Below are 19,740 nucleotides of genomic sequence, written 5' to 3' on the forward strand. Positions count from 1 at the left end.
TCAATTTACCTCGCCTGAGTTACCGGTTCCTGGCTGCACGTCTTTGTGGGTGTGAGTATCGTCAATCGTCTTGCCGTTAGAGGTCAGGGTGCCGACAAACTCGATAGCGCCAGTGATTTTCGCAGAAACGCCCGCCGCCGCACTCCCCACCAGCCCGCCAAGGAATGTAAACAAGCCATTAACCAGAACCTCAGCGGAGAATTCCGCTTTAGGTGTCACCACATCGAGGCCACCAGGTGCCACGATTTTAATTTTCTTGGTCGTCGGATTTATTTCAAAGTAGGTTGATCCATCGTCACTACGGAACTGCGCGGCGCTGGTACTGATGCCACTAATTTTCTTTGCCTGTGACTGGGGGCCAATGATGGCGAACGCATCCGATAAATCATGCTGACGCTCATCAACAGTTTCCTGTATGTCGCCTGACTGGTGCCAGAAATCAATACACCGATCACCAAAAACCAATAAGCACTCATCCCCAGCCTTAATGGGGAATGTCATGGTGACACCACCACCGCGCGGGAATACAACCGGAACGCTAGTTAGCACCGAGAGGTTTGTTGATTCCCCGCCTGATTCGCCTTTAATGCCGATCTGAATGTCGCAAGTCACGCTGTCAGCATCAAAGGACTGAACAATCCCCGGCATCGATACGCGCAATTGAGACGATACTGATGATTGTAATGTTCGCAGTGTTTCGGCTAATTCTCCCGAACGGGAGTCTGTTGATACCGTCATGGAAAAACTCCAATAAAAAACCCGCTCAGTGGCGGGTTCGAGAATTAAATTCAGGCAACTTTATTTAATAACTGAACATGTTTTATTTATTGCATCACCGCGAGGACGATTATCTGCATCTAGTAGCTGTACTACTTGTTTGATTGATTTTGAATCTTTCGGGAATATCGTCGTGTAATGATTGTGCATTCCACCGTTAGCCCCCCACACATCAAACGTAATAACAAATGCATCACCTAGATCACCGTATGAATACTCATCAACAGTTACATTCTCGGTGAGTTCATTGTTAATAAGCACGGCATGTTTGGTTTCCGATGCATTCACATGTATTGAAAAAATATTATTTCCGCACTTGAACTGCATGGGTTGATTAGCGAAAGAACTAATCGGGAAAAGAATTAATATGCAAAGCAACAGTTTCTTCATTGACATTACCCTTAATCTGGCAATTTCTTACATGGGAACGAACCGATTATCTTTATAGCATCCATATTATTTTGTAGTAGTTGAACGTTGAGCCATGATTTACCATCACGCTTGATAAACTGGAAGCCGTACATGTTGCCATCACGGGCAGGCATGATAGCCATATCCATTTTCATCTGCGTATCATCGCCTTTAGCACCAAGGTACGTGACTTTTTGTGAGGTAACAGTTTCACCATTAATAACTGTCATGCCATCACCAGTCAGGCGATAACCACCACACTGAATAGCAGCTGAGGCCGGCAAAACGATGAATAACATTAGTGCCCACAAAAACTTCATTACAGTCCCCTTTCTCTCGATGCATTAGTTACCAAATCCTTAGCCCCCCGCGCTTCACACATCATGTCCATATAAAACGGGTTCCCGCGCGTATCGCCAGTATAGCTAATCCCCCTGACGATATACACACCATCGGTCGCAATGCTGGCCGGTGGGTTAACAAGGCCGTTTACGGTCACGTTGCCATTATCGTTTTGATCTTCAAGCCTGCCGCCTGACATTTGAACATCGCGGCTGGAGAGCGTCGCACGATATACTGACTCTTGGTTTAGTTGAATGAGGCCATTTAAGCGAATGTTAGGGTTGATCAGGCAACGAACGTTAACACCAGATCCAATGGTTTGTTGTGGCATGCCAATCAAGCCGGTATTGCTATTCAGTACAATGGCCTCATGCACATACTTATCGTTCGGTACCATATCAACTTTGCCGTTCACAAACTGCCAAGTGGCTTTGCATTGCTTGGCGACGTTATCCAGATAATCCCGCGTCATGCCGTACATAGTTTTACCGCGTGGGAATACCGTGGGTGGCATTTCCGGCATGATCCCCTGAGTTATACCGAACGGGGCAAGGTTACGCATAAGCAGATTGTTAATATCGGCCACGGTATAACCCGCTGCTACAGTCTGGTTTATTGTGGCGTTAATAAATGCGTTATGACCATCAATAGCCTGAATCAAAATAAAAGTATCCGTGGGGTTATCTCTGCCGGTAATGGTATAGCGGATATCACCCGAGAAAATCTCACCGAAGTTAGCATCTTCCTTTTGGCCGTCTGGTGAGGTTGAACCATCGTAACCGGCTATCAATCGTAACTTTGAGAACTCGGTACCGGTGATCCGGTTCACGGTATTTTGTGACAGGTTATAAATCTTGAAGATGGCAGTTCGAGGGAATGAAGTGTTGTACCACTCAATATTAAACGTCACTTTAAAATCAGTGAAATTAATCCCCTTACCTTCATTATCCAATAGCATCAATTCAAAGTGGCGTATCCAATTCTTACTCATGAAAACCTCATAAAAAAACCCGCTCAGTGGCGGGTTAAATTGCGTGGATTGATTTAGCTATTCTGCACAAAATATAAATGGCTACCGGTGCCAAGGTTGGTTTTTGTCGGGTATTCCTCCCGGCTATCATCACTGAGCACAGCAAAAACACCATTGATACCCAGATCAGGATATTGCTCAATCAGGTCAACACCAACCACCAGCGGAACGCCGCAAAGCATGTCAGCACCGCCGCTATCTCTCACGTCCATTATCCAGCCTGCGACATCACGATAGACCAGGCGCAGGTTAAGTGAGATTTCTCCAAGGGTGATATTAAAAAACTGATTATTGGCCGTTAACGGGATTTCTTGAACATTCATTTAAAGTTCTCCGTTACCCAATCAAGACCAGATTTTAACAGTGAATTGTTTGCTGGGGCCGGTGCTTTGGTGCCGGTATTTTGCATAGCCGAAGTGCTTACCCCTTCCTGCATGTTTTCTTTGTCGGCCACTTTGACCGATTCAGTTTGAGACATAATGACTTCACGTAGGGTAAGAACGCACATCAACACGTTTTCACTGGTTTTATCGGTTGTGACCTCAATGCCACGGATCAGCATGTTGCTATACTTTCGCTTACCGGTAATGACATCGAATGGCTGTCTGCTTTCCTGTAAATCGCGGAGTTCTTGATAAACCTCCTCCGGGCTTTTACCCAGACTTAACCCTATGGTTGAGGTATCCACAAAATCCAGCAATGAACCGCCACCGGCAAAACCCACCTCCATTGTCACCTCAGGGGCGCGCTTATAAGCGTGATCGTTAACTGCGGCCCCAACCTCAACGGGGTGTTCTGTTATCTCCAGTGCGTCTTGATGCTTTTCAGAGATAATCACACTGGGTACCAGCAACCCAATTTTTCGCGTTTGCTGCCGAAAGAGGGCAGAAAGAATATCCATTCACCCTCCTATCGGGTTGGTGTACTTAATTGCTGAGTAAGTTTTGCATTAACGCCGGTCTGCCTGCCGGCGACTTCATTACCTGCAGATACCGGATCAGATACACCGGATATATAGATGTTCGTTTCCTGCTGTAACCCACCAGATGGCATATTGCTACGCACCTTCGGAATGTAATTACGGGTTTCTCGGGGCATCAGGTCTAAACCGTGCTTCTGAACATTGCCAATTCCCCAGTTATAGGAGGCTAGTGCTTTATCCAGATCGCCTCCATTCATCTTCAGAAGCATGCTCAGATATTTCGCGGCGGCGGCGGCTGATTTTTCGGGGTCGAAAACATCATTGCCTTTAAGTCCCATATCTTTCGCTGTCGGGTCCATGAACTGAAACAGCCCTTTAGCGCCCGCACCAGAGATAGCGAATTGATTACCACCAGACTCCGTTATCGCCACACTGCGCAACAAACCCGCTGGTAGGTTATTTAATGCTTCTAACTTAGTGAGGGTGGGTTGCAGCCAGCCTAAAAGGGCTGCGCCTGACGCTGACGCGGTTGGCCTTTTTACTGACTGTGCATACTGGTCCGGCTCCGTCCCATTACTTTCACCGCGCAACCACCGGCCAACGCTTCTAGGGTCAAACCCGGTTTTATCTTTAACCCAATCGGCGGCGCTATTCGCGCTATCGGTTACGGCGGGCATTGCATCTGGCTGATCGCTACCCTGACTTAACAACGCTTTTCCTATCCTGGCCACCTCACCCCAATTGCCCTCTTTCAATGCATTAATCAGGTCACCGATCATCGATAACATCTTGCCGAACTCGCCGAATTGCTTCGTCAGGTTCTCGATGTCACCTTTTAGCGTCCAGTTTTTCAGATTAATGTTGAGTAGCCTAGCAACCTCAACGCCAACGCCTTTAATGGATTTAGTTAACTCATCCATTCCTTTTAGCGCAGCGTTTATTTCTTGTTCCCACTGCCCCCAATCAATCAGGCTATTACCGCCCTCTTTCCATGTTTTATAGTCGTCATACAGGGCAAAAATCGCCGCGCCCAGCGAGAGCACAATGCCCACTGGCGATGTCAGGAACGCAGTGTTGAGTAAACGCCATGCCAGCAGCAAGCCGCCAAACAACATAATGAGTTGCTGCGTTATCGGGTCTAGCTTTTTAAACCAGTTGATGACATCACCGACCGCCTGACCGGTGCGCCATAATACGCGCGTAACCGCATCCCCCGCCCATAGAACGCCCTTAATAACTTTCATCAACACTGTTTCAATCTTCGGCCAGTTATCCAGAAGTTGCTTACGCAGAGAATCAATATCCCCCGCCAGCCCATCAGCCAGATTTGAACCTATTTTGTCTCTCGCCTGACCGAGTGTCATCGAGAGATCACGCATGGACGTCATGAAGCGGTTAGATTGTTTGGCAGCAACCTCAGCATTAAAGCCGATCTTTTTAGCGGTTAGCGCATACTCAGAACTGAACTGCCCCAGCCCCTTACGCATTGCCATTAGCGTATTTTCATCAATACCCAGCATCTGCGCGTATTGGTTAGCACGGTAATACGGCATGCTGCTCAGTTTTGCACTGAGTCCGGTAAAAATGGCTGATGTGTCGCGCATACTGCCGTTCGCGCTGCGAGTCTGAATGCCAAGTCGATTAAGGAAACCCTCGGCCCCCGGACTGTTACGGATAAATCGAGCAAGGCTTTCGAGTGAGCCTTGTGCTGATGCGGCATCTACGCCAAGTTGCGAAGCGGCATAACCTAACGCCTTGATACCCGCCACCGATGCGCCCGTACGCTGCGAAGCGAAATAAACCTTATCCAGACCGTCAGCAATCTTGGTGGTAAAACCAACAACGGCCAACGCTGCCCCTTCGACCACTGCGCCCATTTTCAGTACATTGGCCGTGACGCCGGCGACCACAGCGGAGAATTTCTTCTCCCCCGCCTCATCCAGTTCAAAGCCAAGACTGACCAGGAAATCCTTAATGGTTTCAGCGTTGCTCATTTATCGGATCTCCACTTGTCTATTTTCGCCTGGTTCTCAGCCTCCAGATCGAGGTAATCATTCAACAATGCAATATCGAGTAAGTCGATATTCCCGCTTTTGATTTCCCCCATGGTCGTGAGCTGATGCTTTACCGGGCGCAAGATAAAATCCTCCCCGCCCGGCAAGGTATCCAGCATCAAGCCGCTGGCGGTTCCGCTGGTGCGCTCTCTTGGAGTTCGTGCAAAAAATTTCCCATTGAATCACCCACCACCCGACCGACGATTTGCAACATAGCCATCAGATCAATGTCATCAAACATCAGTGCGTTATTGGTGAAAATCGGGGTATAGGCGCTGCCGTGCTTGCGCGACACCCCCTCTAAACAAGGGTGAATAATGGCGTTGCAGTCCTCGTCGCTGATATCGGAAAGTGACTGGGCGATACTGGGTAAAGCCGTTTCAATCGTCACGGTACCGCTTCGCAGGTCTTTGAGGATGCCCGCCAGCAAAGGCAGCAATTTACGGGATACTTTCAATTGTGCGAATACATCGAGTTTCTGAGAGCGGTACTCGATACCTTTAATCGTGAATTCCATTAATTACTCCTTAAAAAGTACCCAGCAGCTGATCGACTTTGATGCAGTCAAATACCCATGGCACCGTTGCGCCATCTTTGGCGTTCTGCCAATCGGGTTGTTTTTGAAACGCACAACCACGCGCCGCAAACGTGTCACCGCTGGCAGTGTTGCGCATCAGAATGATGTTATTGCCCCACGTTGCACTCGATTGAGATTGTGCGTTATACATGACCGATAACTTCCGATTGGTCGGACTGGTTTTCAGCAGATTTACCGTCACCGTGCCGCCTTTACCTGCATGTAAGCTGTGCATCCCCTCACCGTCAGCGCCAATGGTCATGGTGTTTTTATTCTCGATCATTGAGGTGGTGATCCCCTCTTCGGCCACGGCTGCGCCATAACCCAGATCGAATGAGCCGCCCACACCAACAATAGAGGCGGTAAAGTCCATAAAGCTATAAGTAGACATTCATCAGCTCCTTAGCGGTTAACATTGATAATGGCATCGGCATAGTGAACAGCACCGGCCAGCTTGATTGCGGACTGCATCACCGGCGCTTTACGTCCCTCGCGGTCAGCCTGTGCCTGTGATGCCACTGGTGGGGCGTAAACGTAATATCCCTTAGTCAGGGTGTCGCCGGTTTCCAACACGCCGAAACTATCACCACCCCATACACCGGGAGCCACCAGCCCGTTAGTGACCGACTGATCCAGTGATTTCTCTACATTGGCTAGCAAACGGGTTACGCCTGCATCTGTTTGTGGGATTTTGGTGGTGCTGGTAAATAGCAGGTTGTAGAGGTTGTTCTGTACGTAGTTCTGCAACCAGTCGAGGCCGTGGCGCTCATCAAAGAAATCGCCATTACACATCACACCTTCCTGAATAATTGCCGTGTCGTTGTCGTAATTGACGAACACATTGCAATTCTTCGCTTTCAGCGCATTGGCTTGCGACTGGGAAAGTGATTCAGCGGTAATGCCAGGCTGTTGTTTAAACTTCAGCGTGATGGTGGTGTTATTGCCGTTAAAGTTCACGGTAAAGGCACGACCAAAGATAGAGGCAGCGGCATACGGGCTGGAACTGGAATACTGCACCAGGGTACGAGCATAATTTGCCGACTTAAGCTTGCTGGCGATATCCGTATCAATGTCTGCATCCAGCGCAGAGGTTACCTGCGTGGTGTGGCCGTAAATCCGTGATACATCGTCGCTTTGGATAAATGAGGCGATGCTGACCACATCAGCATCACTCAATGACGGGTCAGCAATAATCAGCCCATACCAGCGGGTAGACATATCGGCCAGTTTATAAATACACGCCTGAATGGTTTCCATCGTCAAGCCCTGAACGGGCAGCGCTCCGGCGCTCTCAATCAATCCCATCAGTGCAGAAATATCGGTGCCTGTGGTATTAGCTGAGCCATAACCTACTGCCGAATCTTTGCCTGTGGTTTTGGATGTAATGATAAAGCGGCTACCATTCCAGATAACGGTTGCTGTGGTGAGCTTATCAGCCACACGCGCCGCAACACCGTTCAGGTTGGTTTCCGCTGACCAGTCAACGCCAGTTACTGTCTTGACCGTACCATCTACCGTGATTTTCATCGAACCATCTACCACGGCGGTAAAGTTAGCCATAAGCTGCTGCGTCGGGTTCAAAATCGCCCCGCGCAACAATCCGGCCGCATCTTCTTTCACCCAGCGCCCAACATAGGAATCAATCGGTTGCGGTGACTGCTGATAATACAAATTCGCGGCTTTATACTCTGGTGCATCCAGACCAAAGTCAGATGCAATATCCGTCGCACTGGAATAGCTGCGCAGGCGTTCGTGAGCATCGATAACAGGCGACGGGCCAACCACCAGCAGGGAACCAAAGTTCCGAGCCATGGCAGCACGCACAGCCATATTCACCGTCACATTGACGATGTTAGAAACAGGTAATCCCTGCGACATGAGGTTATTCTCCGAAGAATTTAACGGGTGCGGAGGTCAGCGATTTAATGCCGTACTCGCGTATCACTTTGCGGCGTAACTTGATGGTGATATCGAAACGACGTACCCATTTGTTATTAATGAGTTCAGGAAATGGCGTAATGTGACTGCATCGGGCCAGAGAAAGCCCCATCGTTACCAGTTCGTCGTTATTTTGGGTGATTGTCAGACCGTCACGAAATTGGGCTGCATAACGCTGACCACTAGGGCCGTAGAAACTCGCCATACATTCTATTTCTTCGTGTCGCCATAACTCGGTACTGTTTTCTGTTTGGTTCTCAAAGGCTGGGCCGGAATCGTCGGGTATGTCAATAATCCCAAAACCACACCAATTAACATTAGCCTCCATGATTGGGGGTTGGACTGCGGTCCATCGTGGGCGAACGTAACCATCGGGTAACCCGGAGACTCCCCTCAACCATTGGCTAAGTTGTCGCTCCAGTGCCTCATCATATGAGGGGCCCTCAACGATTGGCGTTAGCCATCCAGCCTCATTACTGCTGTTGTTGCTCAATGGGAATCCCTCCATCGAACGGCAGGAGTTCACAGTGCGCCTGAACGAATCCCGCACCATACGCCGTATAGGGGTCAACAAACGTCACACGATAATCACGATTCTGGTAGGTCACGATATCGGCATCACGCCCCGTTTGTCCTTGGGTCAATCTCTCGACGGTCACAATAAGAATTGCACCACCAATAACATTCCCTGACATCATCCGGCGCGATTCAAGCGAGCGGTCTATGGTAACCACACCCGCGAAACCCTTTTCAATGACGGTATTGGTGGCGAATCCGTCAGCATCAACCGTTTGAATGTTTCGTTTAACGACCAGTGACATGTCACAGAAGTCCGGATCAAACAGCACGTCAGTAACATCAAGATTTGGCATTTTTACTCCTCACAACATACGTCATGGCGCGGCGATACTGCCCCTCATCAATCAGTGGGCGAGCGTTGGTATTACTGATTAACTGACCAGAGTCATTCTTATCCATAATGGCTCCCTCTGCTGCTCGTCGGGCTAATTCCCTTGCTGCGCCCTTTCGTCCACGCCGAGCCCTTGCTGCGATCGTACTATCAGCCAAAGGAACGAGATTGGTGACAGTCATGTAGCGCTTGACGGCATTGCTGGCGATTAACCCCGCCTGATTAAGTGCTTTATCTGCAGCCCCTGAGTTACCATCAAATGTGGCCTGCGCTGCCTGCTTGAGTTTTTCTATCGTCCTATCCTGTACAGATTGAACGCCAGGTTGCAGATGGGGCCGCGCTGGGATGTTTTGAGCGGGAGAGCCGTACTCGTTTATGTAACCTATTTGAGCATTACCTATTGTTACCTTCTCTCCCTCCTCTGGGCTTCGTCCACTAGTTGACTCGGGAATACCCACCAGCACATCCTTATTACCGATGGCCTTAAGTGCCGCCAGCACATCATTTGTTTTATCTACCCGTACCTTTAAGCCGCTTTTCATAGCTGCCGCCCCCCAGCGCCAAACATGAGGATGATCTGGTAGAACTCAGCGCCGTAGCGGGTGAAATTCCAGAATCCGGCGTCAGGGTTCAGCGTGGCGCTATTGTCATAGCTCACCGAAACCTTATCGACACTCTTAGAAGCCGCTACACCACTCGTTGCTCCACTAGCACCGCCCAGCGCCGCCGATTGCATGTCTTTCGCTTGCAATGTCATGTAATGAGCGACAAATAACTCAACCAGATAGGGGAACATATTACCTAGCAGGTTCTCATCAAGAAGGTTGTCAGCAAGCGATAAGCGGAATTGTATTGCGGTGTTCGTGTATCGGGCCTCATTCTCAAACTGAGGGAAATCAGTCCTGAACTGCGCTGGTGTCGGTAGGTTTTTGTTCCTTGCCATTTACTTTCACCTTCGGCTTAGTCAGCTCATCGATTTGCTTCTGCATCTCAAGGATGGTGTGATCACGCGCCGCAAGTTCCAGAACTTGATCATCGATTTGCTTCTGCATCTCAAGGATGGACGCTTGCAGGTCGGTATTACTTTGTTCAATCTCGCCGTCAATAACCTCCGCGTGTGCCAGAGTGAACCAGTGCTCAGCAACGTCTTTGGTGACCGTGTGAGTGCCAACGAGAAAGGCGATATCTTGCTGTCCAGGCAGGGACAATTTAAAAGGGGTGTGTACTGCAATTTTCATCATTTCACCTTACTGGCCTCCTGCGAGGCCATCAGAGTTATTAAATGCCGTCGAAATAAGCCAGCGTTTCGATGTAAGGGGCTTCAACCACACCCAACTTCCCGTAATAGGTCACCAGCTGCCACAGTCCGCGATACTGGATCGGGATGCTGGTCAGCGGCACTAATGGGAATCGCACATATTTACGGTCGTTGGTGTAGGCCACCATCCGATCTTTACCCGCCACACCTGCACCTTTTAGCCACTTCACCGCGCGGATATTCAGAGGAATACCGTTTTGATGGAAAGCGATAGTGTTCGTGGTCAAATAGGTTAGCAATGACTGATTACCGGCATCAGACACGATAACCTGCGCCAGATAAGCGTATTGCTCAGGTGGTAACAGCAGGTCTTTCGGTACTACGGTATAGCCAGATGCAGCCCATGCATCGGAAAGCACCTTGTTAATGGAATCGCGAATTTCCGCAACGGTCGAGGTCAACCACGGTTTCACCGCATTACCAATCGCCACACCGTTGTAGTTGGCCAGACCTTTTACGCCCAGATCGGTATCACCGCGATAAACCTGTTCATCGGCATCCATATGCCATTTCAACACCATGCCGTCATATTTCTGCGTATCAATTGGACGGCCCACTTGTTGAGCGGCAGCTAATTCAATCACTGTCCAACCCAACTCCATCCCCCACAAGGTCAGCGGGAAACCTTTTTTATCGATATCAACATTAACACCTGCGAGTGCCGTTGATTCCTGACTAACCCAGTTCTTACCTTTTGGATTGGCACCGGTACCAGCAACACCAAAGCCGGTTTTAGTGAATGAGCTGATCTCGTCAGCAATATTCACATCTTCACGAAATTGAATGTCACGGGTGTAAGTTGTCCCCACCAACGGCAGGTTAATCTCTGGGTCTAATCGCTCCAGTTCCCCGATGAGGAATGCGCCGCTGGCATCAATGGTGCGCTGGCTGTCGTAAGTGATCATATTGATTGTTCCTTAAATCTTGTAAGAGATTTCAGTGTTACCAGCGGCATCACCGGCACCCGTGAAATAAGCGTTAGGTAGCACTACGGTAGTGTCAGCAATCGCGGTAGCCAGCACAGAACCCAACGGGCTAGCGTCGGTAGCATCAGCGATACGGATGTAGACAGGCGCGCCCTTAGTCACACCCGCAGCTGTAGCCCCAATATTGACCGACATGTAACCGCGCTTTAGCGCATCACCAGCGAAGTTGTTGCTGGTACCGATTTGGCGCACTTTGTCTGGCGTTGATGTGGTAGGGAATGGTCGGACAAAGATGCCGACGATTTTGTCTGCGGTATCGTCCTCTTCCAGCGGTACAAAGAAATTGCCACTGAATTTACCGGCCAGCCCGTACTGGATAAATGGATCGGCCGTATTAATCAGTACCGGCTCAATAGTCAGATCCTGAGGGCGCGAAACGGCCCCGGCAATGCCCGCAGGCATCCGGAATAAATATGCTGTCATGAATTAGTTTCCTTTTTTAGCCCAGAACGCGGCGTTCTGTTTATTGAGGTCGGCGGCGGTAGGTCGGCGATTTGGAGAAGCAGAATCAGTGGTTCGGTGGTTCAACTGAATGTTATTGCGGCCCTTGGCGATCTCGCTGGCGGCAATGAATGCCGCATCAAGGGAGAGTTTCGGCATCTTGGCAAAGTCTGGCTTATCGCCAACAATGCCTTTCAGCAATTTCTCGCCCTCGGTGGTTTTAAACGCCGCATCCAATACAGTTCGTTTAAAGGATGCCAGCTTTCCACCCTCTGGCAATTTAATGCCAGGTACAATCAATTCAGCACGGGAAACAACATCCTGATGATAAGCAGCATCGCTGGTAATACGTCGGCCCTCTTCCTCCTCATCCGGATCGGAGTCGGTGGTTGAACCCAATTTTTCCAGAATCGCAGCTAAGGTCGTCTCCATAGCAGCAACACGGGTTTCGATATCACCACTATCGTTAGTCGCTATAGCATCTAATTCAGGTTCCTGTTTCGGTAACGGCTGTTGCGGGTTAATGGTGATATTGATGGCCTTTGGCAATTCGCCAGTACCTTCATCATTAGTCAGCTCAGTAGGGACGCTTTCCATTGCCTCCTCCATCGCTGCCGCGTCTTTGGTTTTAATTGCTCGGCGTAGCTTAGCTAGCCAGGTGTTATTGGTTGTCATACGTTTACTATCTCCAATTGAACAGCGTTTCCCTGCGCGTCCCGTAGGTACGAGGGCAACATGGTTAGCTATAATGTCGTGCTGACGGGCTTTGCCTACGGCGGTTTGCTGATATTCGGCATCGTAGCCAGCCGAAATCTGATCGACACCATCGTCAAGAATTGCCGATATTGCTTCGGCCTTCTTCACCACGATGTCGGCGATCATTAAATCTGATTGGTCACCGGTTCCGCGCCTGACGTTTTGAACGTGTCCAACGGCATAGCGCCCCCAGTTGTCAGGGGTGACATCTTCGATGGGGTGGGAAACTGTGAACGTCATTCCCTCAAAGCTGGCGAGTGTCTCAGGGCGAAAAACATCCGCCTCAGACCTTTCAACGAGAATTTCTCCGTCACTGTCAGGTTCGATATCGTCCAGCTCTTCACCGCCATAAAGCTGTACCCCGGTTCGGCCTATTGGCACGTCTTTGCACAATAGGCCACCGTCGCTCATGGTGAAGCGTGTCTCCCCTAGGCGGGAGTTATAGAAATATTGCATGGGTTATCTTTCCGGAATGATGACTTCGCAGTAACAACGACAGTTAGGTAATGCACCCGCATGCCCCGTCATGCCGTCAAGAGTTGGCGGGTTATCCCAGCGAACAAACTTACCCTCCATTTTCTGATGTGAATGACGGACATCGCTATCCTCGGCTGTGCGCCAGATGTAACCACTGGAACCGATAGAGAGCGAACGGGCCTGAGTTAGTGCCGTTGATGCCCGCCCTATTTCTGTACGGGCGATCATGTTGGCGCGAGATACTGCCACATCGCCAGATTTAGCTATTTCTTTAGCAAATGGTCCGGACCGCCCTCCGTTGATTACCGCCTCTATCGCCTGATTATGGATATCTTGCACCCGGTCAGCGGCTTGCAATGGCAGTGACTTGATGAGTTTTATCTGTTCTTCAACGATACTGCGCGCTACCTGCCCCACTGATGTGTTTTCTACTATCTGGCGCAAACCAACGGATATTTCCTGCGAATTACTGCGCCACATCGCGACGTCTTTTGCGTTAACAGCATCAAACATCTTGCTGGCGGTGGTTCTGGCCCATCCGTCAATCAGGTCTGAATAACGGTTAAGGCTATCCATAACGTTATAAACAGAATCATTAGAACCATCGTAAGTACCATTTACGATATCCCCGACCATTCGCGCTATCTTTCGTAGCTGCGTTTGATATTGGATTTCTGCGCGCCGTGATTTCAGGCGGGTTGAGATCTGCGTTTTCGCCGAGGTTCGGCGGGTCGATGTCTTTCGCACTCTCTATATCCTCATCGCTGATGCTTGAGCCGATACCGATAATGCCTGCTTTGTCCCTGAGTTCAGTCATGCCGCCCTGTAACGTCAGCAAGCCTGAGTCCATTGCAGCATTGATAGTATTGACGGTTTGCTCTGCCACAGTCGCCCGGTCAGGTTCGGTCATCTGCCAAAGAGGGTTGAAATCAAAGGAGAAGCCGTCAGGCAGTGCCGTACCAAACTCGGAGTGGTGGATCACTTGAAATAATCGGCGCAGTGGACGACGCAAACGACGCTCTTGTTGAGTACCGATATTGTCGTAGTAGTTAGCCAGGTCAGCATCACCGGTTGAGAACCCCGCAGGGGACTGACCAAACAAACGCACCAACGGGATACCAATGGCACCGGCTATCTGTTGGGCAAACTGCGCCATCACATCAGACAGACCACCGAATGCGTAACTGTGGGTTTCAAACGTATCGGTCGCATCCATGAGGGTGAGGCCCTCCGTACTTTGGAATTGCCGGATCATGTCCATGCTTTTCATTAGCCCATCAAATGCCTTGCCCCCCATGGCGACCAGCTCACGAAACTTATTGATTTTGTAGGTGCGTAAGTGCGCCTTAAAAATCAACTGAGCCGCGCCAGTCGAGGTGCTATCGAATGCTAGCAACCTGTCAAACAGCCGCTCTATAACCGACATGCCCCATTCGTTTTCTGTTCGCTTTTGCTGGTATGGGAGACCAACACCATCAAGGCGGATCACCCTGCTGTGGTGTATTTTCATACTTGGGATGCCGCTGCCCGTGGTCACCACCTGATAATATTTAGGCATGCCGAGATCTGGACCCATTTCTGTCACTCTATCGCTGATGGTTGGGTTAACCATCCATCGGTCGAGCACCAGCAAGCCTTTAAACGCATCTTTACCGATGGTCTCTACCCGCATAGGGGTTTCAGGCGCTTGACCGTCAATCATGATGAAACCAATTGCGCCACCGTACAGTCGTGACCATTTGATCGTATCGTTGATAGCATCCCAGAGTGATAGCTCTTCCCAGCGCCCCTCAATCCGCATCTTGGCATCCGGTGCCATCTTAGAGGTGATGTTAATCCCCTTACGGGTCATATCATCAGCGATAGTGTCAACCGCCGCGCCCACCAGCCATGACGACCGGTAAGCGTTTTCTATCAGTTGGCGGTTGCGAGACGTCCAATTCGGTTGGTAGCTATAATCCGCGCTCTGGTTCTCGGTGCGCAGCCCATAGCGAGCGGTGAGGTTTTGATAGCTATCGGTGGTTCTCTGCGGTGATGACGCCTTGCCTGTTCTACGTTTTCTCGACATTACGCCCCCCCGAGCCGTAGCCAGATATCCAGCGCGTTATCCATTGGTGCATATAAAATCATTGCTGAATCCGCCAGGTTAGGTGACTTGGTGCCGTCAGGTTTTTTATCCACCACAATTTTCCCTACGCCATTAACTGAGTAGGTAGGTTGCGATAATTCAGAAGTTAATTTGGTCAGGTTTTTGAGGTCTTTCGGAATAGAGATAATCTCATCGGGATCGAACTCCATATTTTCCTTAACTGCCCGATAAGTTTTCTGGAACCGGGTGCGCAAACTCCACCAGCCTTGCGCTTTGGCGTTAGCAAAGAAGTCTTTGTTAAGCCTCCCTTGCTGTCCGTTATCGCCGGGGACCGCCTCATCATCTGGGTCGGTTACGCCACCGCTACCACGGAACGGCGTGGCGACGATATGCCGTCTGCGTTGTTCTTCTCGTTGTTCATTGATAACCCGAGCATCACCGCGTGCACCAGCTCCCAATCCATCGGTATCAAAGCGGAAAGTTTCGAGGTTTTGCGCATCACAAATATCAAAGGCTTTCTGTACGGTACCGAAAATATCATCGCCTTTACCCGACCACTCTTCGATGCTTTCAAGTAAGAAGCCATGACGACCAGCAAACGAATTAGTGTCCTTACCCTCGTCAGCGATATCGAGAGCACCTAAGCGCTGGCCAGTTGGCACAATACCCAACACCTCATGCGCGTTGATTGCCGCCTGCACCCATGCGGACGGAATCAATACGCCCTCAACCGAGGCGCTGTAGTTGATATCAATTTCTTGCGCCACTGTAACGGGGTCGAGGTTCTCAACCTGCTTTTGATACCAGGCATCATCTTTGCGCGGGTCATCACGCCAGTGAAAGGTGAATACTTTAATCTTGCCGCTGTGCCGCCGTTCAGCGAATGAGTTAGCCATACCATTTGGCGTTGATACATCCTGCCGACAGTTGGTTGTCGCAGACAATGACGCATCGACCAGATAAGGCCGCTCCAGGAACGCTGACTCATCGACTATGTAAAAGCTGGTGCGGTCACCGCGCCCTATCCCATCCCCCGCCTCGCCAGTCATGGCCGATTCAGTTTCTGGGAATAAGATACGCATGTGCGGTGCATGCTGTTTTAGGCTCCAACCACCACGAAACTCAGTGGGCAGCAGAGATATGAAGTTACGGGCCTTATCGAATAGCGATTTAGGTGAACCGATTTTATCGACATACTCTTCTTTGCGAGAGCCGAACCCAGCGAACACGCCACGGTTAAACAGGCAAAGCGAGGAAGCCATGCCAACCGTTAACCAAGACATACCCATGTCACGGGTTTTCTCTGTAATGCCCGGTTCAGCATTACGCCAGCGATCGACAAACCACTCGATCCACTCCTCCTGTTTTGGAAATAAGAGGAACGGGATACGGGCAGGTAATCCGCGCTCAACGTTGCGGGGGTCAACTGTCATACCCCAGTCGATTATGAACTGAGCGGGGTTATCTTTATAAAACGCTCTCATAATCGGTAATATTTCAGGCTGCTGACGAATGCGCTGCAATCGCTCCATTCGCCACTCAAAAACCTGCATGTAATCCGGGTTTTTGAAGTCAAAAGGGAACGGAATAGGCATGTTGGGTTTTACTCGATAAATGTGTGAATTTCGGGACTTTTTAACATAATGACCGTTACCCGCATCGAGCGCACAGCACTCATCGAACAAGCAGCGTGAGAGGCTTATTTGTCAGGGTTAACGTGTCAGAGTGTTAGATAATTGAGTGCATAAACCATGCATAAAACACCCTCCATTTTGCATAGAGGATTTATCAAGCTAACGGGTTATTTCTGGATGTTTACCACAATCAGCCCATAAGCTTGCGATAAGCTTCGGCGGCTTCATCTGGGGTCATATTTACCGTCTCAGTTTTAACCGGGCCACCATCAGGGCCACTAATTTCTGTTTTGTTTTTCAGCATTCCCAAATGTTGGGCAACCATTTTCAAAGCTTCATCCTGATTGCGGGTAATTGCCTCAATACCAAACTTACCCTCTTTCACTCCAGAGAACAGGCGACGAGCTGCACCGCGCAGATCCCGCGTATCATGAAAGTGAGTACGCCCAACCCCCTCACCATTACAACGCGGGCAATCAGGGTTAGGATCAAGCGTGGCATCAAAACCGTAACCGCCAACGTCTAATGGTTCTCGCTTTTTGCTCTCCACCGCTTTCAATCGGGCTTCTTCAAACTCAACAGCATCACGCCACTGATATTGATAACCAAATCCCCAGCAATGTCGGCAACACAAACGGCGTAGCTCAGTAATTTGGCTAGCATCGGCTGTGGCAATATCCCACCACCATTTCAGTACAGCATCTTGGGTAATCTGGGTGCGCCTTTCCCTAGCATCCAATGCGTCGCGAATGGCCCGGCTAACCTTAGCATTCCTGTACATGCGTGAAGCGTTAACGTAAGCCGTATTGCCCTCTCCTTTGCCGCCAGACCTTTTATATGCAGCCGTGCTATTCAAGTCGATCAGGTATTCACTCACGAAACGAGCCTGCATATCATTAAGCCCGTACTCCTCAGGTTTTAATGTGAATTCTGGTTCGTCACTACCATCTACCAGGTATTCTGAATCTATTTCACTTTCAACGTGAACCGTTGGTTTTCTACGTTTGGTTCGCAGGTTCTCATTTTGGTTCGCACTTATTGCCTGCGAACTTACATTGCGAACCTGTTCATGTTTGGGCCACTCCTCAGCCTTTGCCCTCTTCCTTACCGCTGTATCACTTACACCGTATTTCTTGGCAAGCTCTCTGATGGAAAGAGCGCCGGAACGGTAGTCACGCTCTATGCCTCTCCAGTCAGTGTCTTTTGCCATGATGTTCCCTTAGTGTCATTACACAGTAACCTTGTTAGGTTGCTCTGTGATGATATTTAGGCGTAAAAAAACCAGCCGAAGCTGGTTGATTGTATATTCATATACTTGAAGAGATTACTTACCTAAAGCAGCTTGAATGGCGTCAGCAAGTTTGCCGACCTCATCAGAGGCGTGCTGCACCTCAATTTTAACTTTACTGACGCCTTGATAGGCAGTGGATGCGCTTACTGATGTTTGAATTACTTCTAGCGCTGCCTGTACAGCAAGGAGTCTCTTTTTCTGTTCATCGGTGTAATCAATTCCAAAGTAACTTTCTAACATTGCAATCCCCTTTTGATAAATAGAACTATTAAGTTAGCAGGTGGAATCATCAGCGCTAGTTTTATAGTGGGTATTATTGATAACTCTCAACAAATACCCTTAATTAGGCTCTCACGATATCGACATTCGTTATCGTCAGCTTACGGATGCGGCGGGTTGCTTCGCGAGAAATGGCGCTCAGATTCTTGGGAGTGGCTTTCACCTTTGCATATTTGCGCAATAGGTTATCAGTTACCTCGCTAATCTGTTTCTCCGTGGGAGGGATAATGCTTACCTGTAGCTTATGCATCTGCTGTTCCTTATTTGAGGGTTAAGTTTTACTCCCTACTCTCTGCCGCCAGTCGATAACCTCATCAAGCCGGCCTTTGCAGATTCGTAGTTCTCTCTTTAATTCCATCGCATACAATCCGCCATCCCCCCATGTAATACCGGTAAATTCTGGAACTTCACAAGGGGTAAGCGCTGACTCTGGGGGCAATAATAGTGCGGGTTCGGCAACAAGCGGTTTAGCTGGCTTATTCGCGCATGACGTTAATGACATCACCAGGCATAGGCTTGATAGAACAATCATCACTCGCCGCAGCTGCTTTAAACCGTGCAACCTGTAATTCACTGGCATTGCGTAACTTCCTCTCGTTTTCGAGTTGTCGGGTGGTGGCGGCTCTATTTGCAGAATCATTCACCTGGTATGCATCAATGATGTTTCCCAGAACCGTGTTTGTGTTTTGCTCTGCTACCAGCTTCGCTTCCGTTTTTTCGACCTTATTTGAGAGGCGGTAATTGTTAAAAAATAGAGCCGACACAATAACCACCAGCACAGCAATGAGTATCCCAATGGCTTTATTCATCCAGCCCCCAGCATGTCAGCTCGCTTTCTTGCGCTCGGCGTTCTATCTGCCCGTAACAGTTATTTGAGCGAATATTGCAATCCTTGCCGCCGTCATATACCCAGCGTTTGATTTCAGCGCATGCACCTTTACGGTCGCCAGCGTTGAGTTTTTTATAGAACGTGGAGGTGAAACACTTGCCTGGGCCGATGTTATAGGGGCAAAACGAAGCGATACCTGCAATCTGTGGTTCAGTCAGCGGTACCCGGACATTTTTCTTTACCCAGCTTATAGCCTTATCAGCCTCCAACTGATTCACCGCAGCACACTTATCAGCTGACAGCTTCATCCCTTTCACTACCGGTTTGCCATCAACTTGAGTAGCACCACGGCAAATAGTCCAAATCCCCTTTCCATCTGGATAAGCTACCAGCCGGTTGCCCTCTTTCTCATCCAAAAGCTGATCAAGAATTATGGTGGCCGGTGCTGCAACAATAATCAGAGCCAGGACAGCCGCGCTTAATTTGCTTTTTGTCGAGGCCATTACTCACCATCCGGTTTATAGCCGTGGCGGCGATCCCAAATCTTGACGCCAGCATTAAGCAAAAATGTCAGGGCCATAAAAAACAAAGAGCCAAGTACGCCGATAACTGTCCACTCATCAGGGGTGAATCCAGCTATCAGCTCTTTAACCCAAAAAATGAAACTACCACCCGACAC

The 19,740-nt window shown here is 49.5% G+C and carries 29 protein-coding genes; all 29 read right to left on the minus strand.

What is annotated here, in order from left to right:
• The 29 genes from DJ58_RS00125 to DJ58_RS0122105 all read right to left on the minus strand — a co-directional run bounded on the left by DJ58_RS00125 (nucleotide 1) and on the right by DJ58_RS0122105 (nucleotide 19,740).
• The gene (locus DJ58_RS00125; RefSeq protein ID WP_032912090.1) at nucleotides 1–738 is read right to left on the minus strand and encodes a Gp138 family membrane-puncturing spike protein; all 738 of its coding nucleotides are present in this window, start codon (nucleotides 736–738) and stop codon (nucleotides 1–3) included.
• Nucleotides 739–798: 60 nt separating this feature from the next.
• Complete coding sequence (locus tag DJ58_RS00120) at nucleotides 799–1,167, minus strand: hypothetical protein (protein WP_032912091.1); 369 nt, start codon at nucleotides 1,165–1,167, stop codon at nucleotides 799–801.
• An 11-nt stretch (nucleotides 1,168–1,178) separates the two neighbouring features.
• On the minus strand, nucleotides 1,179–1,508 hold the full coding sequence (locus tag DJ58_RS00115; protein WP_032912092.1) for a hypothetical protein: 330 nt from the start codon (nucleotides 1,506–1,508) through the stop codon (nucleotides 1,179–1,181).
• Nucleotides 1,508–2,521 (minus strand): phage protein, encoded by a 1,014-nt coding sequence (locus DJ58_RS00110; protein WP_004712487.1) that lies wholly within the window; start codon nucleotides 2,519–2,521, stop codon nucleotides 1,508–1,510. Before DJ58_RS00110 ends, DJ58_RS00115 begins: the two co-directional genes overlap by 1 nt.
• A gap of 53 nt (nucleotides 2,522–2,574) precedes the next feature.
• Nucleotides 2,575–2,883 (minus strand): phage baseplate plug family protein, encoded by a 309-nt coding sequence (locus tag DJ58_RS00105; RefSeq protein WP_032912093.1) that lies wholly within the window; start codon nucleotides 2,881–2,883, stop codon nucleotides 2,575–2,577.
• Nucleotides 2,880–3,461, minus strand: coding sequence for a phage baseplate protein (locus tag DJ58_RS00100; RefSeq protein WP_004712489.1), 582 nt, complete (start codon nucleotides 3,459–3,461; stop codon nucleotides 2,880–2,882). Before DJ58_RS00100 ends, DJ58_RS00105 begins: the two co-directional genes overlap by 4 nt.
• A gap of 8 nt (nucleotides 3,462–3,469) precedes the next feature.
• Nucleotides 3,470–5,476 carry a lytic transglycosylase domain-containing protein gene (locus tag DJ58_RS00095; RefSeq protein WP_032912095.1) on the minus strand — a complete coding sequence of 669 codons (2,007 nt, stop codon included), beginning with the start codon at nucleotides 5,474–5,476 and terminating at the stop codon, nucleotides 3,470–3,472.
• On the minus strand, nucleotides 5,473–5,655 hold the full coding sequence (locus DJ58_RS00090; protein WP_032912096.1) for a DUF6889 family protein: 183 nt from the start codon (nucleotides 5,653–5,655) through the stop codon (nucleotides 5,473–5,475). The genes DJ58_RS00095 and DJ58_RS00090 overlap by 4 nt, the downstream gene beginning before the upstream one ends.
• Nucleotides 5,655–6,053, minus strand: a complete 399-nt coding sequence (locus DJ58_RS00085) for a phage tail assembly chaperone (RefSeq protein WP_004712491.1) — start codon at nucleotides 6,051–6,053, stop codon at nucleotides 5,655–5,657. Before DJ58_RS00085 ends, DJ58_RS00090 begins: the two co-directional genes overlap by 1 nt.
• 10 nt (nucleotides 6,054–6,063) lie before the next feature.
• Nucleotides 6,064–6,504 (minus strand): DUF3277 family protein, encoded by a 441-nt coding sequence (locus DJ58_RS00080; protein WP_004712492.1) that lies wholly within the window; start codon nucleotides 6,502–6,504, stop codon nucleotides 6,064–6,066.
• A gap of 11 nt (nucleotides 6,505–6,515) precedes the next feature.
• Nucleotides 6,516–7,991 (minus strand): DUF3383 domain-containing protein, encoded by a 1,476-nt coding sequence (locus DJ58_RS00075; RefSeq protein ID WP_004712493.1) that lies wholly within the window; start codon nucleotides 7,989–7,991, stop codon nucleotides 6,516–6,518.
• 4 nt (nucleotides 7,992–7,995) lie between these two features.
• Nucleotides 7,996–8,544 (minus strand): phage neck terminator protein, encoded by a 549-nt coding sequence (locus DJ58_RS00070; RefSeq protein WP_425273838.1) that lies wholly within the window; start codon nucleotides 8,542–8,544, stop codon nucleotides 7,996–7,998.
• Nucleotides 8,525–8,923 (minus strand): hypothetical protein, encoded by a 399-nt coding sequence (locus tag DJ58_RS00065; RefSeq protein WP_032912101.1) that lies wholly within the window; start codon nucleotides 8,921–8,923, stop codon nucleotides 8,525–8,527. Before DJ58_RS00065 ends, DJ58_RS00070 begins: the two co-directional genes overlap by 20 nt.
• Complete coding sequence (locus tag DJ58_RS00060) at nucleotides 8,910–9,503, minus strand: hypothetical protein (protein WP_032912103.1); 594 nt, start codon at nucleotides 9,501–9,503, stop codon at nucleotides 8,910–8,912. The genes DJ58_RS00065 and DJ58_RS00060 overlap by 14 nt, the downstream gene beginning before the upstream one ends.
• Nucleotides 9,500–9,904: a DUF4054 domain-containing protein gene (locus DJ58_RS00055; protein ID WP_032912104.1), complete on the minus strand. Its 405-nt coding sequence runs from the start codon at nucleotides 9,902–9,904 to the stop codon at nucleotides 9,500–9,502. Before DJ58_RS00055 ends, DJ58_RS00060 begins: the two co-directional genes overlap by 4 nt.
• Nucleotides 9,858–10,202: an STY1053 family phage-associated protein gene (locus DJ58_RS22275; protein WP_004712498.1), complete on the minus strand. Its 345-nt coding sequence runs from the start codon at nucleotides 10,200–10,202 to the stop codon at nucleotides 9,858–9,860. Before DJ58_RS22275 ends, DJ58_RS00055 begins: the two co-directional genes overlap by 47 nt.
• 37 nt (nucleotides 10,203–10,239) lie before the next feature.
• Nucleotides 10,240–11,184 carry a DUF2184 domain-containing protein gene (locus DJ58_RS00050; protein ID WP_004712499.1) on the minus strand — a complete coding sequence of 315 codons (945 nt, stop codon included), beginning with the start codon at nucleotides 11,182–11,184 and terminating at the stop codon, nucleotides 10,240–10,242.
• 12 nt (nucleotides 11,185–11,196) lie between these two features.
• Nucleotides 11,197–11,688, minus strand: a complete 492-nt coding sequence (locus DJ58_RS00045) for a structural cement protein Gp24 (RefSeq protein WP_032912106.1) — start codon at nucleotides 11,686–11,688, stop codon at nucleotides 11,197–11,199.
• A 3-nt stretch (nucleotides 11,689–11,691) separates the two neighbouring features.
• Nucleotides 11,692–12,918, minus strand: coding sequence for a DUF2213 domain-containing protein (locus DJ58_RS00040; protein ID WP_004712501.1), 1,227 nt, complete (start codon nucleotides 12,916–12,918; stop codon nucleotides 11,692–11,694).
• Nucleotides 12,919–12,921: 3 nt separating this feature from the next.
• Nucleotides 12,922–13,575 carry a phage head morphogenesis protein gene (locus DJ58_RS00035; RefSeq protein ID WP_032912108.1) on the minus strand — a complete coding sequence of 218 codons (654 nt, stop codon included), beginning with the start codon at nucleotides 13,573–13,575 and terminating at the stop codon, nucleotides 12,922–12,924.
• The gene (locus tag DJ58_RS00030; RefSeq protein WP_032912109.1) at nucleotides 13,535–15,007 is read right to left on the minus strand and encodes a DUF1073 domain-containing protein; all 1,473 of its coding nucleotides are present in this window, start codon (nucleotides 15,005–15,007) and stop codon (nucleotides 13,535–13,537) included. Before DJ58_RS00030 ends, DJ58_RS00035 begins: the two co-directional genes overlap by 41 nt.
• Entirely contained in the window at nucleotides 15,007–16,623 is a 1,617-nt protein-coding gene (locus tag DJ58_RS00025) for a hypothetical protein (protein ID WP_004712504.1), read from the minus strand. The genes DJ58_RS00030 and DJ58_RS00025 overlap by 1 nt, the downstream gene beginning before the upstream one ends.
• A 229-nt stretch (nucleotides 16,624–16,852) precedes the next feature.
• Nucleotides 16,853–17,872 carry a terminase small subunit gene (locus DJ58_RS00020; protein WP_032912110.1) on the minus strand — a complete coding sequence of 340 codons (1,020 nt, stop codon included), beginning with the start codon at nucleotides 17,870–17,872 and terminating at the stop codon, nucleotides 16,853–16,855.
• Nucleotides 17,873–17,986: 114 nt separating this feature from the next.
• Nucleotides 17,987–18,193, minus strand: a complete 207-nt coding sequence (locus DJ58_RS0122100) for a hypothetical protein (RefSeq protein ID WP_004712507.1) — start codon at nucleotides 18,191–18,193, stop codon at nucleotides 17,987–17,989.
• A gap of 103 nt (nucleotides 18,194–18,296) precedes the next feature.
• The gene (locus DJ58_RS00015) at nucleotides 18,297–18,482 is read right to left on the minus strand and encodes a hypothetical protein (protein ID WP_032912112.1); all 186 of its coding nucleotides are present in this window, start codon (nucleotides 18,480–18,482) and stop codon (nucleotides 18,297–18,299) included.
• Nucleotides 18,483–18,503: 21 nt separating this feature from the next.
• Entirely contained in the window at nucleotides 18,504–18,812 is a 309-nt protein-coding gene (lysC, locus tag DJ58_RS24175) for an Rz1-like lysis system protein LysC (RefSeq protein ID WP_425273839.1), read from the minus strand.
• Nucleotides 18,709–19,041 carry a DUF2570 domain-containing protein gene (locus tag DJ58_RS00010; protein WP_032912113.1) on the minus strand — a complete coding sequence of 111 codons (333 nt, stop codon included), beginning with the start codon at nucleotides 19,039–19,041 and terminating at the stop codon, nucleotides 18,709–18,711. The genes lysC and DJ58_RS00010 overlap by 104 nt, the downstream gene beginning before the upstream one ends.
• Nucleotides 19,034–19,564, minus strand: coding sequence for a lysozyme (locus DJ58_RS00005; RefSeq protein ID WP_004712509.1), 531 nt, complete (start codon nucleotides 19,562–19,564; stop codon nucleotides 19,034–19,036). The genes DJ58_RS00010 and DJ58_RS00005 overlap by 8 nt, the downstream gene beginning before the upstream one ends.
• Nucleotides 19,564–19,740: a phage holin gene (locus tag DJ58_RS0122105; RefSeq protein WP_050504539.1), complete on the minus strand. Its 177-nt coding sequence runs from the start codon at nucleotides 19,738–19,740 to the stop codon at nucleotides 19,564–19,566. The genes DJ58_RS00005 and DJ58_RS0122105 overlap by 1 nt, the downstream gene beginning before the upstream one ends.

This window comes from Yersinia frederiksenii ATCC 33641 (assembly GCF_000754805.1).
GTDB lineage: Bacteria > Pseudomonadota > Gammaproteobacteria > Enterobacterales > Enterobacteriaceae > Yersinia > Yersinia frederiksenii.

Excerpts from the sequence above, each read along its gene's own strand:
- DJ58_RS00125 (WP_032912090.1), bottom strand. The coding sequence starts at position 738 with ATGACGGTATCAACAGACTCCCGTTCGGGAGAATTAGCCGAAACACTG.
- DJ58_RS00120 (WP_032912091.1), bottom strand. The coding sequence starts at position 1,167 with ATGAAGAAACTGTTGCTTTGCATATTAATTCTTTTCCCGATTAGTTCT.
- DJ58_RS00115 (WP_032912092.1), bottom strand. The coding sequence starts at position 1,508 with ATGAAGTTTTTGTGGGCACTAATGTTATTCATCGTTTTGCCGGCCTCA.
- DJ58_RS00110 (WP_004712487.1), bottom strand. The coding sequence starts at position 2,521 with ATGAGTAAGAATTGGATACGCCACTTTGAATTGATGCTATTGGATAAT.
- DJ58_RS00105 (WP_032912093.1), bottom strand. The coding sequence starts at position 2,883 with ATGAATGTTCAAGAAATCCCGTTAACGGCCAATAATCAGTTTTTTAAT.
- DJ58_RS00100 (WP_004712489.1), bottom strand. The coding sequence starts at position 3,461 with ATGGATATTCTTTCTGCCCTCTTTCGGCAGCAAACGCGAAAAATTGGG.
- DJ58_RS00095 (WP_032912095.1), bottom strand. The coding sequence starts at position 5,476 with ATGAGCAACGCTGAAACCATTAAGGATTTCCTGGTCAGTCTTGGCTTT.
- DJ58_RS00090 (WP_032912096.1), bottom strand. The coding sequence starts at position 5,655 with ATGCTGGATACCTTGCCGGGCGGGGAGGATTTTATCTTGCGCCCGGTA.
- DJ58_RS00085 (WP_004712491.1), bottom strand. The coding sequence starts at position 6,053 with ATGGAATTCACGATTAAAGGTATCGAGTACCGCTCTCAGAAACTCGAT.
- DJ58_RS00080 (WP_004712492.1), bottom strand. The coding sequence starts at position 6,504 with ATGTCTACTTATAGCTTTATGGACTTTACCGCCTCTATTGTTGGTGTG.
- DJ58_RS00075 (WP_004712493.1), bottom strand. The coding sequence starts at position 7,991 with ATGTCGCAGGGATTACCTGTTTCTAACATCGTCAATGTGACGGTGAAT.
- DJ58_RS00065 (WP_032912101.1), bottom strand. The coding sequence starts at position 8,923 with ATGCCAAATCTTGATGTTACTGACGTGCTGTTTGATCCGGACTTCTGT.
- DJ58_RS00060 (WP_032912103.1), bottom strand. The coding sequence starts at position 9,503 with ATGAAAAGCGGCTTAAAGGTACGGGTAGATAAAACAAATGATGTGCTG.
- DJ58_RS00055 (WP_032912104.1), bottom strand. The coding sequence starts at position 9,904 with ATGGCAAGGAACAAAAACCTACCGACACCAGCGCAGTTCAGGACTGAT.
- DJ58_RS22275 (WP_004712498.1), bottom strand. The coding sequence starts at position 10,202 with ATGATGAAAATTGCAGTACACACCCCTTTTAAATTGTCCCTGCCTGGA.
- DJ58_RS00050 (WP_004712499.1), bottom strand. The coding sequence starts at position 11,184 with ATGATCACTTACGACAGCCAGCGCACCATTGATGCCAGCGGCGCATTC.
- DJ58_RS00045 (WP_032912106.1), bottom strand. The coding sequence starts at position 11,688 with ATGACAGCATATTTATTCCGGATGCCTGCGGGCATTGCCGGGGCCGTT.
- DJ58_RS00040 (WP_004712501.1), bottom strand. The coding sequence starts at position 12,918 with ATGCAATATTTCTATAACTCCCGCCTAGGGGAGACACGCTTCACCATG.
- DJ58_RS00035 (WP_032912108.1), bottom strand. The coding sequence starts at position 13,575 with ATGGTCGGGGATATCGTAAATGGTACTTACGATGGTTCTAATGATTCT.
- DJ58_RS00030 (WP_032912109.1), bottom strand. The coding sequence starts at position 15,007 with ATGTCGAGAAAACGTAGAACAGGCAAGGCGTCATCACCGCAGAGAACC.
- DJ58_RS00025 (WP_004712504.1), bottom strand. The coding sequence starts at position 16,623 with ATGCCTATTCCGTTCCCTTTTGACTTCAAAAACCCGGATTACATGCAG.
- DJ58_RS00020 (WP_032912110.1), bottom strand. The coding sequence starts at position 17,872 with ATGGCAAAAGACACTGACTGGAGAGGCATAGAGCGTGACTACCGTTCC.
- DJ58_RS0122100 (WP_004712507.1), bottom strand. The coding sequence starts at position 18,193 with ATGTTAGAAAGTTACTTTGGAATTGATTACACCGATGAACAGAAAAAG.
- DJ58_RS00015 (WP_032912112.1), bottom strand. The coding sequence starts at position 18,482 with ATGCATAAGCTACAGGTAAGCATTATCCCTCCCACGGAGAAACAGATT.
- lysC (WP_425273839.1), bottom strand. The coding sequence starts at position 18,812 with ATGCCAGTGAATTACAGGTTGCACGGTTTAAAGCAGCTGCGGCGAGTG.
- DJ58_RS00010 (WP_032912113.1), bottom strand. The coding sequence starts at position 19,041 with ATGAATAAAGCCATTGGGATACTCATTGCTGTGCTGGTGGTTATTGTG.
- DJ58_RS00005 (WP_004712509.1), bottom strand. The coding sequence starts at position 19,564 with ATGGCCTCGACAAAAAGCAAATTAAGCGCGGCTGTCCTGGCTCTGATT.